Genomic DNA, 16,577 nt, shown 5'->3' on the forward strand with positions numbered 1-16,577 from the left:
CGCCCGGTGCCGGCCGCGCTGATGCGCGGCGCCCGCTGCCTGTGCCCCGCCTGCGGCGCCGGCGCGCTGTTCTCCAGCTACCTCAAGGTCTCCCCCTACTGCCCCACCTGCGGAGAGGAGCTCTACCACCACCGGGCCGACGATGCCCCGCCCTATGCGGTCATCTTCGTGGTCGGCCATATCGTGGTGCCGCTGATGGTGCTGGTGGAGGAGCTGTTCCGCCCGGACCTGTGGGTGCATGCGGCGCTCTGGCTGCCGCTGACGCTGATTCTCAGCGTGGTGCTGCTGCCGCCGCTGAAGGGCATGCTGATCAATCTCCAATGGGCCCTGCGCATGCACGGGTTCGATCCCGACAGCGAGGAGCGGGAGGCGCCGCCCGCCGACGTCCGGCCCGTCGTCCGGGCCGTCAGGCCGGTGCGCTGACCGCCATGAGCCACTGACACATGAGCCAATCTTCCGCTTCCGATTTCGCGACCCGCCTCACCAATGCGGAGCGCCGCCAGGACTGGCCGAACGTGCGCCCCGCCGACGCCGCGACGCTGGTCCTCATCGACCGCAAGGGCAAGAAGCCCCGCGTGCTGATGGGCCGGCGCCATCCCAAGCTCAAGTTCCTGCCCGGCGTCTTCGTCTTCCCCGGCGGCCGGCTGGAGAAGACCGACCGGAGCATGCCCGTCTACGGCGTGCTCGACGCCGACAGCGAGCGGCGCCTCATGGCCCGGGTGCAGCGCCCCACCCTCTCGCGCTGCCGCGGCCTCGCCGCCGCCGCCATCCGCGAGATGTACGAGGAAACCGGGCTGCTGGTGGGCACCAAGGAGCTCGGCGCGCCGCAGGCGCCCAGCGAGCACTGGAAGGTCTTCCAGGACCGGGGCGTGTTCCCGGATCTGGCGGCCCTCACCTACGTGGCCCGCGCCATCACCCCGCCGCGCCGCCCCAAGCGCTTCGACACCCGCTTCTTCGCCGCCGATGCCGGTGCCGTCTGCGACGAGGTGAAGGGCCTGGTGGGCGAGGATTCGGAGCTGATCGAGCTGGCCTGGCTCACCTTCGAGGAAACCCAGAAGCAGGACCTCCCCACCGTCACCCGCGTGGTTCTGGAGGAACTCGCGGGCCGCCTCGACGCCGGCTTCGGCACCCGCCTGCCGGTGCCCTTCTATTCCATGCACCACGGGCGCTTCGTCCGCACGCTTCTCGACTGACCGGACCTGATGCACGCACCCAACGGGCCTCTCGGCCACATGAGCCGCACGGCCTCCATCACCGCCGCCATTTCCGCCATCACCGTGGTGGGCGTCGGCATCAGCCTTTCCATCCCGCTGCTGGCCCTGGAACTGGAGGTGCGCGGCATCTCCGGCAAGTGGATCGGCATCAACACCGCCGTGGCGGGCATCGCCACCATCTTCACGGCGCCGTTCGTGCCGCTGCTGGTGCGCAAGCTGGGCCTGCGGGCGCTGCTGGTGGGTGCCATCATCCTCGCCGCGGCCAGCCTCGTGGGGTTCAAGGCGGCCCCCTCCTTCCCCATGTGGTTCCCGTTGCGCTTCGCCTTCGGCGCGGCCCTGTGCATCCTGTTCGCGGTCTCGGAATTCTGGATCAACGCCCTCGCCCCACCCAACCGGCGCGGGCTCATCATGGGCATCTATGCCACCGCCCTCTCGCTGGGGGCAGCGCTGGGCCCGGCCATCCTGAGCCTGCTCGGCGCCTCCGGCTGGGCGCCGTACCTGGCCGGCTCGGCCGTGCTGCTGCTGGGGGCCATCCCCATCCTGCTCGCCCGGGGAATCACTCCGCGCATCCATGACGACGACCACCACGGGGTGCTCACCTTCGTGCGCCGCTCGCCCTCGGCGGTGCTGGCGGCGCTGGTGTTCGGCGCCATCGAGACGGCGGTGATGACCTTCCTGCCCCTCTACGGCCTGCGCCTCGGCCTCACCGAGACCAGCGCCTCCCTGCTGCTGACCGCGGCAGTGCTGGGCAACGTGGCCTTCCAGATCCCGCTCGGGCTCATGAGCGACAAGATCGACCGGCGGGTGCTGCTGTTCGCCTGCTCCTGCGCCGGCGCGCTCGGCGCCTTCGCCTTGCCGTTCGTGCCGGTGTCCAGCCCCTGGTTCCTGGGCATGATCTTCCTCGCCACGGGCGTGGTGGGCTCGCTCTACACGGTGGGCCTCGCCCATCTGGGCGAGCGCTTCCACGGGGCGGACCTCGCGGCGGCGAACGCGGCGTTCGTGATGCTCTATTCGGTGGGCCTCATCGCCGGCCCGCCGCTGGCCGGCTTCGGCATGGACGTTTACAACCCTTACGGGTTCGCCTTCGTGATCTCCACCATTCTGACCTTCTACGCGGCCATCGTCGCGGTGCGGCTGGCCATGCGGGGCCGGCGGGAAACATGACCCCGCCCTTGACATTCCGGGCGCATTAAGAGAGTTTCCGCGCCCACGAGCCGCCGGTATCGGCTGCGCGTCCGTTCTTCTTTTCGCAACCTCACGGTTTTCGCAAACCAGACGGTCGCGCGCCGCACGCGGCACCCAGGGATCAAGACATGGCCAAGGCTGCAACCATCAAGATCAAGCTCCTGTCCTCGGCGGACACGGGCGTGTTCTACGTCACCAAGAAGAATTCCCGCACCAAGACCGACAAGCTGGTGCTGAAGAAGTACGACCCGGTGGCGCGCAAGCACGTCGAGTTCCGCGAGACCAAGATCAAGTGAGTCGCGCCGGCGCGTTCGCGCCGCGGGCTCACTGTCATGCATCGTGACTGACCAGGGCGCCGTATGGCGCCCTTTTCTTTTGGGCGGGATCTGGCCTAAGAGCCGTCCCTGTCCGTTCGCCTGGGTTTCCGGGCCAGGGGGCGAGCCCCGTTGCATCGGGGCCGGCCGTCACTCGCCGGGATGCAGGCGGTGCGTCTCGTGCTCGTTGAGTCGCATGGCGGCGTACCCCATCGCGACCACGACGATGGGAAGCACCACATAAGCGAAGATCCAAAGCCCGGTCATCGTAGGCTCCTGAGGGTTCTCCTCGCCATATAGTGTAGCAGGCCCGCCGCCGCGAGCCAAAGCAGGGCGCCGAAGGCGATCCACCCGCCCGCAGCCGCGCTTGCGCCGAGGCCATACAGGGCGGCGGCGCTCGGCCCCAGGACGCCGACGGTCAGGCAGGCCGTGGAGGCGCGATCCAGCGCATTGGCGGTGAGCTTGGTCTGCTCGTTATGGACGAGGCTCATGAGGCGTGGACGGACGATGCTGGGGATTGTTCCGCCGGGCAGACGGTTCGGGCAAGTGGCTTCGGGCAAATGGTTTCGCCGAGCAGGGGGCAGGATGGCCGGCGGGGAGGAAGCGGGGAGGCCTCCCGCAACGCTCACCCACCGGCCAAACCCCACGGACCCAGGAGATGCGGCGGACCTGAGCACTCCGTAGGGTTGTTCGGAAGCGGAAGACACCCATGCCTGCCCTTGGCAGCACCGATGGCGCGGCCGTTCCACGGTCGCGCCCCCTCCACTTCACATCTGCAAGGCTTGAAGAGTAGCACAACGGGACAAAAGGAAAAGCGGCTGATTCGGTGGCACCCCCGCCGGCCCCCGGCCCTGCGCTCCCCTCCCCCTCCAACTTCAAGAGCGGGAAGGCGGCATCCGATCCGCGCGCGGCGCGGGTTCTAGCCGCCCGCGAACTGCTTCACCGTCTGGAGGAACTTCGCCACCGAGATGGGCTTGGAAAGATAGGCCTCGCAACCGCCGGCGCGGATGCGCTCCTCGTCGCCCTTCATGGCGAAGGCGGTCACTGCCACCACGGGAATCACCCGCAGCTCCGGGTCGGCCTTCAGCTTGCGCGTCACGTCGAGGCCGGAGATCTCCGGCAGCTGGATGTCCATGATGATCAGGTCCGGCCGGTGGGCGCGGGCGAGCTCCACGGCCTCCACACCGGATCGTGTCTCCACCGTGCGGTAGCCGTGGGCTTCGAGCAAATCGTGGAAGAGCTTCATGTTCAGCTCATTGTCCTCCACGATCATCACCGTCTTGGCCATCGCGTCTCCCCCTGGGACCGGCACCATACCGCCGCCCCGCTTCGCAGCCCACCGATAACGTGCTGGAATGGACGCACAGCACGAGCGCGGTCCCATCGGATGAACCGGAAACTGTTTCACCAAATGGGTGAATCGCCCTCTCATTTTTGAATAGAGTCGGATTCCCCCCTCGCATCAAATCGCCCCCGGCGGCTTGATGCGAGGGGATCCGGCTCTAGACCCCATTCCTTGCGGAAGCGCAAATGCCTATCCAGGACAAACCGAGAGGCCTCAAGGCCCAGCGCGACGCGGCGCAGGAGGTGGCGGTCTCTGCCCTCGCCTTCATCGCCGCCGACGGCGAGCGCCTCGTGCGATTCCTCGCCGAGACCGGGCTCTCCCCCGCCACCCTGCGCGATGCGGCGGGGCGGCGCGATTTCGGCGCCGGCGTGCTCGCCTTCATCCTCTCCGACGAGCAGATGCTCGTCGCCTTCGCCGCCGAGAAGGGGCTCGACCCCCGCCATGTGGCCGGCGCCCACGAGATCCTCTCCCCGCCGGTGGACCCCGATGCCACGGTGCGCCGGCCCATGTGAGCGACAGCAGGCGGAGCCGTGAGCATGGCGGCCGAGCCCGCGCCCGGCTTCTGCCGGGACTGCCTGAGCGAGGCGCCCCACGGCGGGCGCTGCCCCGCCTGCGGCAGCCCGCGCGTGCTGCGGCATCCGGAGATCCACACCCTTTCCGTCGCCCATGTGGATTGCGACGCCTTCTTCGCCGCGGTGGAGAAGCGCGACGACCCCAGCCTTGCGGATGTGCCGGTGATCATCGGCGGCGGCAAGCGGGGGGTGGTGTCCACCGCCTGCTACATCGCCCGCATCAAGGGCGTGCGCTCGGCCATGCCCATGTTCAAGGCGCTGGCCCTGTGCCCCGAGGCGGTGGTGGTGAAGCCCAACATGGAGAAGTACCGCAAGGTGGGCCGCGAGGTGCGCGCCCGCATGCAGGCGCTGACCCCGCTGGTGGAGCCCCTCTCCATCGACGAGGCCTTCCTCGACCTGTCCGGCACCGAGGCGCTGCACGGCGCGAGCCCGGCGCAGACCCTTGCGCGCTTCGCCCGCGACGTAGAGCGGCAGGTGGGCATCACCGTCTCGGTGGGGCTCGCGGCCAACAAGTTCCTCGCCAAGATCGCCTCCGACCTCGACAAGCCCCGCGGTTTCTCCGTGCTGGGGCAGGCGGAGGCCGCGGACTTCCTGGCGCCGCGGCCCGTCACCTTCATCTGGGGCGTGGGCGCGGCCTTCGGGGCGAAGCTGGCGAAGGACGGCTTCCACCGCATCGCCGACCTGCAGAAGGCGCCCCCCGCCGACCTCGCCCGCCGCTATGGCGCCGAGGGCCTGCGCCTCTCCCGCCTCGCCTTCGGCCTCGACAGCCGCAAGGTGGAGCCCGAGCGCGAGGCCAAGAGCGTCTCCGCCGAAACCACCTTCGAGAAGGACATGGGCGCCCTGCGCCCGCTGGAGCAGACGCTCTATGCCCTCTCCGAGGAGGTGAGCGAGCGGCTGAAGCATGCCGGCATCGCCGGCCGCGCGGTGACGCTGAAGCTGAAGACCGCCGATTTCCGCCTGCGCACCCGCTCCCGCACGCTGGAGGCGCCCACCTGCCTCGCCGGCCGCATCAACGCCGCCGCCCGCGACCTGCTGGTGAAGGAGGCGGACGGCACCCCCTTCCGCCTCATCGGCGTCGGCGTCTCCGACCTCTGCCCCATCACCGAGGCGGACCCGGCTGACCTGGTGGACACCACCACCGCGCGGCTGAAGGCCGCCGAGGGCGCCATGGACGAGTTGCGCGCCAAGTTCGGCCGCGGGGCGGTCTCCCGCGGCATCCTGATGGATGCGACCACCGACCGGCGCAACAGGCGGCGCTGAGCCTTCCAACTCCCCTGGCCGGCCTTGTCCCTGCCACGGCCGGCATGGCCGGCCACCCGCCTGCGCGGGGACGGAACGCGGCATCGTCCGTCTTCGGGTGAGAGGAAATGCGGCACAGGGCGATTCAATCCGATCGGATCCGGCTCTAGAGTCCGGGAGCGGATTCGCCCGCCGGCGCAATTCGGTCCGATCGTCTCCGGCTCAAGCTAGGGCGCCTCAGAAGCCTCCATGCCCCTCATCACCGTCTTCTCCGATGCCCTCGCCTGGCTCGGACGCAGGAGCGCCCGCGCGGTGGCGCTGAGCATGGTGCTCGCCCTGGCCATCCCGCCCCTCGGACCGCTGGCCAAGCAGGCCATGGTGCCGCTCATCCTCGCGCTGCTCATCCTGTCGTTCGTGCGCACCGACATCCGCAGCGCCTTCGGCGGAGGCCGTGCCGCCGTCGCCGTCGCGGCAGTGGCGTGGATCATCCTTGCCTTGCCGGGGGTGCTCGGGCTCGTCACCGCGCAGCTGGGCGAGCCCGGCGCGCTGACGCTGGCGGTGCTGATGCAGGCCTGCGCCCCGCCGGTGATGAGCGCGCCCGCCTTCGCGCTGCTGCTGGGCCTCGACGCCCGCCTGGTGCTGGCGGTGATGGTGGGCGCCATGGCTGCGGTGCCATTTACGGCGCCCGCGCTCATCGCGCACTTTTCCCACGGCGCCCTCGCCCTCGATCCGCTCGCCCTCGGCCTGCGGCTGGCTGCGGTGGTGGGGGGCACGGCGCTCGCCGGAACGGTGCTGCGCCGGGCCGCCGGCCCCGCGCGGATCGCCCGCTGGAGCACCCACCTCGACGGGGTGAACGTGCTGCTGCTGGGAGGCATGGCCTTCGGCCTGCTCGACGGCGTCACCTTCGCCTTCATCGACCAGCCCCTGTTCATGGCCCGCCTCGTGGCGCTCGCCTGCGCCCTCTCGGTGGTGGGCATCGGCGCCACCATGCTGGTGTTCCGCACCATCGACCCGGGCGACGCGCTGACGCTGGGCTTCGCATCGGGCCACCGCAACATGTCGGTGATGATCGCCGCCACCGGGGCGGTCCTGCCGCCCGAGACGTGGCTTTATGTGGGCGCGGCCCAATTCCCCATCTACCTCCTGCCCATGCTCCTGAGGCCGGTCGCCCGGCGCCTGAGGCGAACACCGGCGTGAGCCGGGCGCAGGCGGCCGATGCGCGGGGCGGCTACCCGGCGGCGCGCCTTTCTGCTAATCCGCTCGCCTGCCCTGAGATTTCACGAGCGACCGCACATGATCCCGCGTTACAGCCGGCCGGAAATGGCCTCCATCTGGTCCCCCGAGGCCCGCTTCCGCATCTGGTTCGAGATCGAGGCCCACGCGGCTGACGCCATGGCCGAGCTCGGCATCGTGCCGAAGGAGGCCGCGTCCAAGATCTGGGAGCTGGGCGGCAAGGCCGAGTTCAACGTGGAGCGCATCGACGAGATCGAGCGCGAGGTGAAGCACGACGTCATCGCCTTCCTCACCCACCTCGCCGAGTTCGTGGGGCCGGAGGCGCGCTTCGTCCACCAGGGCATGACCTCGTCCGACGTGCTGGACACCTGCCTCGCCGTGCAGCTGAAGCGCTCCGCCGACCTGCTCATCGCCGATGTGGACAAGCTGCTCGCCGTGCTGGAGCGCCGGGCGTTCGAGTTCAAGCTGACGCCGACCGTCGGCCGCTCCCACGGCATCCATGCGGAGCCCACCACCTTCGGCGTGAAGCTCGCCATCGCCGCGGCCGAGTTCCAGCGCGCCCGCGCCCGCCTCGTCGCCGCGCGGGAGGAGATCGCCACCTGCGCCATCTCCGGCGCGGTGGGCACCTTCGCCCATATCGACCCGGCGGTTGAGGCGCACGTGGCCGAGAAGCTCGGCCTCAAGGTGGAGACGGTCTCCACCCAGGTGATCCCGCGCGACCGGCACGCCATGTTCTTCGCCGTGCTCGGCGTGGTGGCTTCCTCGGTGGAGCGGCTCGCCACCGAGGTGCGGCATCTCCAGCGCACCGAGGTGCTGGAGGCGGAGGAGTATTTCTCGCCCGAGCAGAAGGGCTCCTCGGCCATGCCGCACAAGCGCAACCCTGTGCTCACCGAGAACCTCACGGGCCTCGCCCGCATGGTGCGCGCCTATGTGACCCCGGCGCTGGAGAACGTGGCGCTCTGGCACGAGCGGGACATCTCCCACTCCTCCGTGGAACGCATGATCGGCCCCGATGCCACGGTGACGCTGGACTTCGCCCTCTCGCGCCTCACCGGCGTGATGGACAAGCTGGTGGTCCACACCGAGAACATGCAGAAGAACATGGACAAGCTGGGGGGTCTCATCCACTCCCAGCGCGTCCTCCTCGCCCTCACCCAGAAGGGCGCGAGCCGCGAGGACAGCTACCGCCTCGTGCAGCGCAACGCCATGAGGGTCTGGCGCGGCGAAGGCGACTTCCGCACCTTCCTGCTGAACGATGCGGACGTGCGCAAATACCTCTCGGAAGAGGACATCAACGAAAAGTTCGACCTCGGCTACCACTTCAAGAATGTGGACAACATCTTCAAGCGGGTGTTCGGCCGAGCGTGAGCTCCACTTTGCCCCGGCACTGCCGGGGCAAATCCCCTCGGGTCCCGGCCACGCCGGGCTCCCCTGCCACCCTGCCCCGGAACGATCGGGGCAAGGCGCCTCTGCCAGCGCCGAGTCGCCGACCGCGCGCGATATCGGTCGGCCAAGCCGAAACCGGTGGCTGGACTGAGCTTTCAGGAGAGGGGGGAATTCAGAAGACGGCGACGACGCCGATGAAGAAGGCGAGTGGCGGCAGCCACGTCATTGCGAGCGCCAGGCCCCGCAGCCCGCGCCGCCAGAGGAACAGGCCCAGGACGGGCCCGACCACGCAGATGCCGAGGGTGATGCTCCACTCCAGCACCGCATAAAACTCGCCCCGTGCCCCCTCCGGCCCACCGAAGACGAAGCCGGAAATGCCGATGAGCAGCGCGGCCAATCCCGCATTCACCAGCAGGCCGAGGGTGAGGAAAAGCTTGCCGGCCAAAGACGGTCCGGACGGCAACGCCTGAGGCTGGGCTTCAGGCGCGCCTTGGTTCATGTGCCGATCCGCTCTGCGCTCAGGCGATGGAGCGGTCGCGCAGGGCGATGCCCTTCTCTTCCATGAGCGGGATGAGCTCGCCGGACTGGAACATCTCACGCACGATGTCGCAGCCGCCGACGAACTCGCCCTTCACGTAGAGCTGGGGAATGGTCGGCCAGTTGGCGTATTCCTTGATGCCCTGGCGGACCATGTCGTTCTCGAGCACGTTGACGCCCTTGAAGGGGATGCCCACGTGATCGAGGATCTGCACCACCTGGCCGGAAAAGCCACACTGCGGGAACTGCGGCGTGCCCTTCATGAAGAGGACCACGTCGCCCGACTTAACGATTGCATCGATTTCTTCGCGAATGCCCATGGGTCAAATCCAAGCTGGCGGGCCGGAAAAAGGTGGCCCTCTCGGTGAAAGATCGGCCTTCGCAGCGCAAAGCGCAAGATCGAGCGGCAACAAGAGGATGCGAGGCCTGTAGCCGGGTCAGCTCTCATCGGGCCACCCGGGCCGCCCTGGCAGGAGCCGCAAACCCCGTCTGGCTCAATGGCTTATACGACCGTTGGCCAATCCGGCAGAAGCCGGAGGCGTCTCCGCCGGATCGGATCGCGCCCTAAGGCCGCGCCCTGTCGCCTCGGGCCCCCTGCTCGGGCCCCTTGCCGGCCTCAGGCCTTGTCTGGCGCCGAAGTCTGCAAAGCGAGGGCGTGCAGCACGCCGCCCATGTTGCCCTGCAGGGCCGCATAGACCATCTGGTGCTGCTGCACGCGGCTCTTGCCGCGAAACGCCTCGGAGACGATGCGCGCGGCATAGTGGTCGCCGTCGCCCGCCAGGTCCTCGATCACGACGGTGGCGTCGGGCAGCGCCGTCTTGATGAGCCGCTCGATATCCTGTGCATTCATGGGCATGGGGCAGTCCTCGGGGCCGATCCTCGAACGGCAGCGCCGGTCAGGAAGAGGCGCCCATGTAGATGGGCAGCCACGTCTCGTGCCTGTCGCGCAGCGATTCGACAACTATCGGGCGGTCGTCGGGGACGATCAAGCGATCGCCGCCGGTCTTGCCGATCTTCATCACCGGCACGCCGGCCATCTCCGCCTTGTGGATCACATCGGCGCTATGGCCCGAGGGGACGGTCACGATATACCGCGCCTGGTCCTCGCCGAACCACCACGCATACGGATCCATGCCGGCGGGCGGATCCTCCAGCGAAGCACCCACGCGGCCGGCCATGGCCATCTCCGCCAGCGCCACGAGCAGGCCGCCGTCCGAGATGTCGTGCACCGCTGTGGCCGAACCTTCGCGGATGAGGCCGCGCACGAAGTCGCCGTTGCGCTTCTCGGCGATGAGGTCCACCGGCGGGGGGGCGCCCTCCTCCCGCTCGCACACGGTGGCGAGGAAGGCCGAAGCGCCGAGCCAGCCCTCGGTCTTGCCGATGAGCAGGATGGGCTCGCCCGCGGCCTTGAAGCTCAACGTCATGGTGTCATCGAGATTTTCGATGAGGCCGACGCCGCCGATGGTCGGGGTGGGCAGGATGCCCTTGCCGTTGGTCTCGTTGTAGAGGCTGACGTTGCCCGACACGACCGGGAAGTCCAGCGCCTCGCAGGCCGCGCCGATGCCTTTCACGCAGGCGACGAACTGGCCCATGATCTCCGGCTTCTCGGGATTGCCGAAGTTCAGATTGTCGGTCACGGCGATGGGCAGCGCCCCCACGGCCGTGAGGTTGCGCCAGGCTTCCGCCACCGCCTGCTTGCCGCCCTCGAACGGGCCGGCCTCGCAATAGCGCGGCGTCACGTCGGTGGTCATGGCGAGGGCCTTCGGCCCGTCCTCCACGCGCACCACCGCGGCATCGCCGCCGGGGCGCTGCACGGTGTTGCCGAGGATCAGGTGGTCGTACTGCTCCCACACCCAGCGCTTGGAGCACAGATCCGGAGAGGCGATCAGCCGTTCCAGCGCATCCGACACGGAGGCTGCGGTGCGCACGTCGGACGGCTCGATCTTCGGGCGCGCCACCGGCTCCTCATAGGGCCGGCGGTATTCGGGGGCCTCGTCGCCCAGTTCCTTGATGGGCAGGTCCGCTTCCACCAGCCCCTTGTGCTTCACCACGAAGCGCAGGGTATCGGTGGTGTGGCCGACGATGGCGAAGTCGAGGCCCCATTTCTGGAAGATGGCCTCCGCCTCCGCCTCCTTGCCGTCGGCGATCACCATGAGCATGCGCTCCTGGCTTTCGGACAGCATCATCTCGTAGGCGGTCATGCCGGTCTCGCGGCAGGGCACCGCGTCGAGGTCGAGCTCCACGCCGAGGTCGCCCTTGGCGCCCATCTCCACGGCCGAGCAGGTGAGGCCGGCGGCGCCCATGTCCTGGATGGCCACCACGCAGCCCGCCTGCATGATCTCGAGGCAGGCCTCCAGCAGCAGCTTCTCGGCGAAGGGGTCGCCCACCTGCACGGTGGGGCGCTTCTCCTCGGCATCGGCGCCGAACTCGGCCGAGGCCATGGTGGCGCCGTGAATGCCGTCGCGGCCGGTCTTGGAGCCGAGATAGACGATGGCGCGGCCGACGCCGGTGGCCGCCGCATAGAAGATCTCGTCGGTCTTGGCGAGGCCCACCGCCATGGCGTTGACGAGGATGTTGCCGTTGTAGCGCTTGTGGAAGCCCACCGAGCCGCCCACCGTGGGCACGCCGAAGGAGTTGCCGTAGCCGCCGATGCCGGCCACCACGCCGGCCAGCAGGCGGCGGGTCTTGAGGTTGTGGCAGTCGCCGAAGCGCAGGGCGTTCAGCGCCGCGATGGGCCGCGCGCCCATGGTGAACACGTCGCGCAGAATGCCGCCCACGCCCGTCGCCGCGCCCTGGTAGGGCTCGATGAAGGAGGGGTGGTTGTGGCTCTCCATCTTGAAGACCACGGCCTGGCCGTCGCCGATGTCCACCACGCCCGCATTCTCGCCCGGCCCCTGGATCACGCGCTTGCCGGTGGTGGGCAGGGTGCGCAGCCAGACCTTGGACGACTTGTAGGAGCAGTGCTCGTTCCACATGGCGGAGACGATGCCGAGCTCCGTGATGGTCGGCTCGCGGCCGATCAGCTTCACGAAGTGATCATACTCCTCCGGCTTCAGGCCGTGCTCGGCCACGAGCTCCGGAGTGATGCGGGGCGTGTTGGGAATTGAGGTCACGGGCGTCGATCCGAATTGAGGCCGCGGCTCACGCCGCCTTGAGGGCTCCGGCGAGGCTCTCGAAGAGGCCGCGGCCGTCGGTGGGGCCGATCTCCGGCTCGATGTAGTTTTCCGGGTGGGGCATCATGCCGAGCACGTTGAACTTCTCGGAATAGATGCCGGCAATGCCGTTGATGGCCCCGTTCGGGCCGTCGGTCTCGTCGATCTGGCCGTCGCGGCGGGCATAGCGGAATGCCACGCGGCCGTCGTGCTCCAGGCGGGCGATGGTGGCCTCGTCCGCCGTGTAGTTGCCCTCGCCATGGGCGACGGGAATGCGGATGAGGTCGTTCTTGCGATAGGCCTTGGTGAAGGGCGTGTCCGCCCGCTCCACGCGCAGCAGCACCTCGCGGCAGACGAAGCGCAGGCGCGCGTTGCGCACCAGCACGCCCGGCAGCAGCCCCGCCTCGCACAGGATCTGGAAGCCGTTGCAGATGCCCAGCACCAGCCCGCCCTTCGCCGCATGGGCGCGCACGGCGGTCATGATGTTGGCGCGGGCGGCGATGGCGCCGCAGCGCAGGTAGTCGCCATAGGAGAAGCCGCCGGGCAGCACCACGAGGTCGGTGCCGGCGGGCAGCTCGTGCTCCGCGTGCCAGACCACCTGGGGCTTTGCGCCCGCCACGAGGCGCAGCGCACGCACGGCGTCCTGCTCACGGTTGGAGCCGGGGAAGAGGATGACGGCTGGTTTCATGATCTCTCAATGGCCGCGGGCGGGATCGAGCCGGCGTTCAGAAAGGCGATGCCGCGCGGCGGATGCTAGCACATCGCCCAAGGCGCATCACTCCGCGAACTCGACCTTGTAGGTCTCGATCACGGTGTTGGCGAGAAGCTTGTCGCAGGCCTCCTTCAGGGCGCCCTCGGCGGCGGCGCGGTCGTTGCCGGCCAGCTCCACGTCGAACACCTTGCCCTGCCGCACGCTCTGCACCCCCGCAACCCCGAGGGACCGCAGCGCGCCCTCGATGGCCTTGCCCTGCGGATCGAGCACCGCCGACTTCAGTGTGACGATCACACGGGCCTTCATGCGAACCTCGCCTTCATGACACAGCTTCTCTCTTCAGCGGCCGCGCGCCCCTGCCCTCACCCCACGCGGAGCGGAAAGCCAGGGGCCTGCTGCAACGCAAACGGGGGCCCGTTCCGGCCCCCGTCCCGAACATTTCGCGGGCCGTTCCGGCCCTCGCCTACACGTTTCGGCCACAAGGCTCAACGCCTCACTTGACCAGAACCGGCCCCTTCCCCTGGGTGGGGTCGTTGTCCATGAGGATGCCGAGCCGGCGCGCGACCTCGCTGTAGGCCTCCACCAGCCCGCCCATGTCGCGGCGGAAGCGGTCCTTGTCCATCTTGTCGTTGGACTTGATGTCCCACAGGCGGCACGAATCGGGGCTGATCTCGTCAGCGACCACGATCCGCATCATGTCGTTCTCCCACAGGCGGCCGCATTCCATCTTGAAGTCGATGAGGCGGATGCCCGCGCCGAGGAACAGGCCGGACAGGAAGTCGTTGACGCGGATCGCGAGCGCGATGATGTCGTCGATCTCCTGGGTGGTGGCCCAGCCGAACGCGGTGATGTGCTCTTCCGACACCATCGGGTCGTTGAGCGCATCGTTCTTGTAATAGAACTCGATGATGGAGCGCGGCAGCTGCGTGCCCTCCTCGATCCCGAGGCGGGTCGAGATGGAGCCGGCGGCGACGTTGCGCACCACGATTTCGAGCGGGATGATCTCCACTTCCCGGATGAGCTGCTCGCGCATGTTCAGCCGGCGGATGAAGTGAGTCGGCACACCGATGTCGTTCAACCGGGAGAAGATGTACTCCGAGATCCGGTTGTTCAGCACGCCCTTGCCGTCGATGACTTCGTGCTTCTTGGCGTTGAAAGCGGTGGCGTCGTCCTTGAAGTGCTGGATCAGCGTACCCGGTTCGGGACCTTCATAGAGGACCTTCGCCTTGCCTTCGTAGATTCGGCGGCGGCGGCTCATGGGAATATACCGTCGATTGAGGAAATCCATAGGTTTGCCAAGGCTCCGTTCGTGTGACGCTCCTCGGCGGGGCGGGGGATGGCTGTTTCCAGGTCATACCATGCCCGCCCGGACACTAGCCGATCAGGCGGCGCAATACAACGCAAGTGCGTCTCCTGCCTGCTTGTCGTATCCTCTTGCCGGCCACATGCCCGACCCCGGATAGCCAGACGCGACACGGAGCAGCGGCTCGCTGACGTTGATCTAGGGAGAGGCGAAGGATATTCAAGGCGCGCGTGCGGTCGTGTCCCAGCGGCCGCCCAACCGATCCGGGCCGGCATGCCGGCTGCCCATTCGCCAGGAAGAGGGGTGCCATGACCACGTTCGACAAGCGCGAGGAAGGGTTCGAAAAAGCTTTCGCGCTCGACGAGGAGAGCCGGTTCAAGGCGCTCGCCCGCCGCAACAAGAAGCTCGGCCTGTGGGCCGCGGAGAAGCTCGGCCTCTCCGGGGACGAGGCCCAGGCTTACGCGAAGTCCGTCATCGTCGCCGACCTCGAGGAAGCCGGTGACGAGGATGTGTTCCGCAAGCTGCGCGGCGATTTCGATGCCAAGGGCGTCGACGTCTCCGACCACCAGATCCGCCGCAACATGGACGAGTTCCTCGCCGCCGCCGCCGCCGAGATGAAGGCGGGCTGAGGCGCGTCTCGCGGATCGGCCGCCCGGCCGGTTCGCTCGTCGTCCCCCAAAGCAAAAAGGCCGCCCGGTGGGCGGCCTTTCGTTTGCCTGGGTCCCGCCGGGATCAGCGCGAATAGAACTCGACCACGAGGTTCGGTTCCATCTGGACCGGATAGGGCACCTCGTTGAGCTCCGGGATGCGCGCGAAGCGAGCGGAGAGCTTGTTGGCGTCGAGCTCGATGTAATCGGGCACGTCGCGCTCGGCGAGCTGCTGGGCCTCGAGCACCAGGAGCATCTGGCGGGAGGCTTCCTTCACCTCGATCACGTCGCCGACCTTCACCAGGTAGGACGGGATGTTCACGCGCTTGCCGTTCACCTTCACGTGGCCGTGGGAGACGAACTGGCGGGCGGCGAAGATGGTGGGCACGAACTTGGCGCGGTAGACCACCGCGTCGAGGCGGCGCTCCAGCAGGCCGATCAGGTTGGCGCCGGTGTCACCCTTCAGGCGGGAGGCCTCGACATACACCTTGTGGAACTGCTTCTCGCCGATGGAGCCGTAATAGCCCTTCAGCTTCTGCTTGGCGCGCAGCTGCACGCCGAAGTCGGACAGCTTGCCCTTGCGGCGCTGGCCGTGCTGGCCGGGACCGTACTCGCGACGGTTGACCGGGCTCTTGGGGCGGCCCCAGATGTTCTCGCCCATACGGCGATCGATCTTGTGCTTGGCCGCAATGCGCTTGCTCATGTAACGCGGATCCTTTTTGGTTTTGAACGGTTTCGGATCGCGCCCCTCCTCTGCGGACCAGTTCCGGAGGAACCTCCTCCGGACCCTTCCGCCGACAGGCTTCCCAGGCAGCGCGCCTTGGGAAAACCACGGGTGCGTGAAACGCCAAACGGGCCGTCTCCGGCCCGCAAGGTGGCGGGTTCTTAGTCGCGAAACGGTGCCAAGTCAAGAATGACCGGCCTTTTCCGGCCTCACGCGCTCAGGTGCTCGATCAGGATGCCGAGGCCGAGGGCGAACAAGGCGATGCCGGCGAACACCTCCGCCGCCCGCCCGAACCGCGCGCCGATGAGCCGGCCCACCAGCATGCCGCCGGACGACATGAGGAAGGTCGCCAGCCCGATGGCCGCGGCCACGGCCCAGATGTTCACGCTCAGGAATGCCAGCGACACCCCCACCGCCATGGCATCGATGCTGGTGCCGCAGGCGGTGGCGATGAGCACCGGCAGCGAGCGGCCGCGCGCAGCCCCGCCCGGGAGCTCCTCCTCATCCCGCGCGGAGAAGGCGCACAGCAGCATGTGCAGCCCCACGCCGCCCAGAAGGATAAAGGCGATCCAGTGGTCGATGGCCTCCACATAGCTGCTGGCGGCAAGGCCCGCGGTCCAGCCGATGACAGGCGTGGCCGCCTCCACCAGGCCGAACACCGCGCCGGTGCGCAGCGCCTCGGCGATCCGCGGCCGGCCCAGCGCGGCGCCGCGGCCGACGCTGACGGCGAATGCATCGACGGACATGCTCACTGCGAGCACGAAGATCGTGGCAGGGGACATCATTGTTTCCGGCGGACGAGGAGGCGTGAAACCTGGGGCACGCCGCCCGTCCGCTTGGAGACTGGTGTGCCACGGTCTCGCCTGGCCGATGGTCCGGCTGGCCGCGCCATGCGCATCCCGCGCAAGTCTGTTGGCACGACCCCGCCTCGCGGCGGTGGCTACTCCCCGATGGGTGGCGAATAGCGGCTGCCCCCGCCCGCGTCAAACCCGGCGGCAAACAATGGAATGCGAT

Annotated in this window: 20 protein-coding genes; 9 read left to right on the plus strand and 11 right to left on the minus strand. The window is 68.5% G+C overall.

Going from position 1 to position 16,577, the window contains the following annotated elements; genetic code table 11:
* Positions 1-21 precede the first annotated feature (21 nt).
* The 4 genes from V5F59_RS12090 to rpmG all read left to right on the plus strand — a co-directional run bounded on the left by V5F59_RS12090 (position 22) and on the right by rpmG (position 2,695).
* Positions 22-423, plus strand: a complete 402-nt coding sequence (locus V5F59_RS12090; RefSeq protein WP_393978584.1) for a DUF983 domain-containing protein — start codon at positions 22-24, stop codon at positions 421-423.
* Between the two features lie 20 nt (positions 424-443).
* Positions 444-1,193: an NUDIX hydrolase gene (locus V5F59_RS12095; protein WP_393977679.1), complete on the plus strand. Its 750-nt coding sequence runs from the start codon at positions 444-446 to the stop codon at positions 1,191-1,193.
* A gap of 9 nt (positions 1,194-1,202) precedes the next feature.
* On the plus strand, positions 1,203-2,378 hold the full coding sequence (locus tag V5F59_RS12100; protein ID WP_393977681.1) for an MFS transporter: 1,176 nt from the start codon (positions 1,203-1,205) through the stop codon (positions 2,376-2,378).
* 149 nt (positions 2,379-2,527) lie between these two features.
* A complete protein-coding gene (gene rpmG, locus V5F59_RS12105) occupies positions 2,528-2,695 on the plus strand; it encodes a 50S ribosomal protein L33 (RefSeq protein WP_203192095.1) in 168 nt (55 codons plus the stop codon).
* A 281-nt stretch (positions 2,696-2,976) separates the two neighbouring features.
* On the opposite strand, the gene V5F59_RS12110 is transcribed toward rpmG, so the two are convergent.
* Both V5F59_RS12110 and V5F59_RS12115 read right to left on the minus strand, forming a co-directional pair.
* Entirely contained in the window at positions 2,977-3,204 is a 228-nt protein-coding gene (locus V5F59_RS12110; protein ID WP_393977683.1) for a hypothetical protein, read from the minus strand.
* 428 nt (positions 3,205-3,632) lie between these two features.
* Complete coding sequence (locus V5F59_RS12115; protein ID WP_393977685.1) at positions 3,633-4,001, minus strand: response regulator; 369 nt, start codon at positions 3,999-4,001, stop codon at positions 3,633-3,635.
* A gap of 242 nt (positions 4,002-4,243) precedes the next feature.
* On the opposite strand from V5F59_RS12115, the gene V5F59_RS12120 reads away from it, so the two are divergent.
* The 4 genes from V5F59_RS12120 to purB all read left to right on the plus strand — a co-directional run bounded on the left by V5F59_RS12120 (position 4,244) and on the right by purB (position 8,470).
* The gene (locus V5F59_RS12120) at positions 4,244-4,570 is read left to right on the plus strand and encodes a DUF3572 domain-containing protein (RefSeq protein ID WP_393977687.1); all 327 of its coding nucleotides are present in this window, start codon (positions 4,244-4,246) and stop codon (positions 4,568-4,570) included.
* Between the two features lie 24 nt (positions 4,571-4,594).
* Positions 4,595-5,890, plus strand: a complete 1,296-nt coding sequence (locus V5F59_RS12125; RefSeq protein WP_393977689.1) for a DNA polymerase IV — start codon at positions 4,595-4,597, stop codon at positions 5,888-5,890.
* 228 nt (positions 5,891-6,118) lie between these two features.
* The gene (locus V5F59_RS12130) at positions 6,119-7,066 is read left to right on the plus strand and encodes a phosphatidylglycerol lysyltransferase domain-containing protein (RefSeq protein WP_393977691.1); all 948 of its coding nucleotides are present in this window, start codon (positions 6,119-6,121) and stop codon (positions 7,064-7,066) included.
* Positions 7,067-7,162: 96 nt separating this feature from the next.
* A complete protein-coding gene (gene purB, locus V5F59_RS12135; RefSeq protein WP_393977692.1) occupies positions 7,163-8,470 on the plus strand; it encodes an adenylosuccinate lyase in 1,308 nt (435 codons plus the stop codon).
* 190 nt (positions 8,471-8,660) lie between these two features.
* Here purB and V5F59_RS12140 read toward each other — a convergent pair whose 3' ends face one another.
* The 7 genes from V5F59_RS12140 to purC form a co-directional block, all read right to left on the minus strand.
* Complete coding sequence (locus V5F59_RS12140) at positions 8,661-8,987, minus strand: hypothetical protein (RefSeq protein ID WP_393977693.1); 327 nt, start codon at positions 8,985-8,987, stop codon at positions 8,661-8,663.
* 19 nt (positions 8,988-9,006) lie between these two features.
* On the minus strand, positions 9,007-9,345 hold the full coding sequence (gene grxD / locus V5F59_RS12145; RefSeq protein WP_393977695.1) for a Grx4 family monothiol glutaredoxin: 339 nt from the start codon (positions 9,343-9,345) through the stop codon (positions 9,007-9,009).
* 296 nt (positions 9,346-9,641) lie between these two features.
* The gene (locus tag V5F59_RS12150; RefSeq protein WP_393977697.1) at positions 9,642-9,881 is read right to left on the minus strand and encodes a BolA family protein; all 240 of its coding nucleotides are present in this window, start codon (positions 9,879-9,881) and stop codon (positions 9,642-9,644) included.
* 40 nt (positions 9,882-9,921) lie between these two features.
* Positions 9,922-12,129: a phosphoribosylformylglycinamidine synthase subunit PurL gene (gene purL, locus V5F59_RS12155; protein WP_393978586.1), complete on the minus strand. Its 2,208-nt coding sequence runs from the start codon at positions 12,127-12,129 to the stop codon at positions 9,922-9,924.
* A gap of 37 nt (positions 12,130-12,166) precedes the next feature.
* Positions 12,167-12,865, minus strand: a complete 699-nt coding sequence (gene purQ / locus V5F59_RS12160) for a phosphoribosylformylglycinamidine synthase subunit PurQ (RefSeq protein WP_393977699.1) — start codon at positions 12,863-12,865, stop codon at positions 12,167-12,169.
* An 87-nt stretch (positions 12,866-12,952) separates the two neighbouring features.
* Positions 12,953-13,195 carry a phosphoribosylformylglycinamidine synthase subunit PurS gene (gene purS, locus V5F59_RS12165; protein WP_024278813.1) on the minus strand — a complete coding sequence of 81 codons (243 nt, stop codon included), beginning with the start codon at positions 13,193-13,195 and terminating at the stop codon, positions 12,953-12,955.
* Between the two features lie 187 nt (positions 13,196-13,382).
* Positions 13,383-14,177 carry a phosphoribosylaminoimidazolesuccinocarboxamide synthase gene (purC, locus tag V5F59_RS12170; protein WP_393977701.1) on the minus strand — a complete coding sequence of 265 codons (795 nt, stop codon included), beginning with the start codon at positions 14,175-14,177 and terminating at the stop codon, positions 13,383-13,385.
* A 323-nt stretch (positions 14,178-14,500) separates the two neighbouring features.
* On the opposite strand from purC, the gene V5F59_RS12175 reads away from it, so the two are divergent.
* The gene (locus V5F59_RS12175; RefSeq protein WP_393977703.1) at positions 14,501-14,821 is read left to right on the plus strand and encodes a DUF1476 domain-containing protein; all 321 of its coding nucleotides are present in this window, start codon (positions 14,501-14,503) and stop codon (positions 14,819-14,821) included.
* A gap of 103 nt (positions 14,822-14,924) precedes the next feature.
* Here the strand turns inward: V5F59_RS12175 and rpsD are convergent, their stop codons facing one another.
* Both rpsD and V5F59_RS12185 read right to left on the minus strand, forming a co-directional pair.
* Entirely contained in the window at positions 14,925-15,542 is a 618-nt protein-coding gene (gene rpsD, locus V5F59_RS12180; protein WP_393977705.1) for a 30S ribosomal protein S4, read from the minus strand.
* 230 nt (positions 15,543-15,772) lie between these two features.
* A complete protein-coding gene (locus tag V5F59_RS12185; protein ID WP_393977707.1) occupies positions 15,773-16,345 on the minus strand; it encodes a manganese efflux pump MntP in 573 nt (190 codons plus the stop codon).
* Between the last annotated feature and the right edge of the window lie 232 nt (positions 16,346-16,577).

It is taken from the genome of Xanthobacter nonsaccharivorans (genome assembly GCF_043194755.2).
GTDB lineage: Bacteria > Pseudomonadota > Alphaproteobacteria > Rhizobiales > Xanthobacteraceae > Xanthobacter > Xanthobacter autotrophicus_G.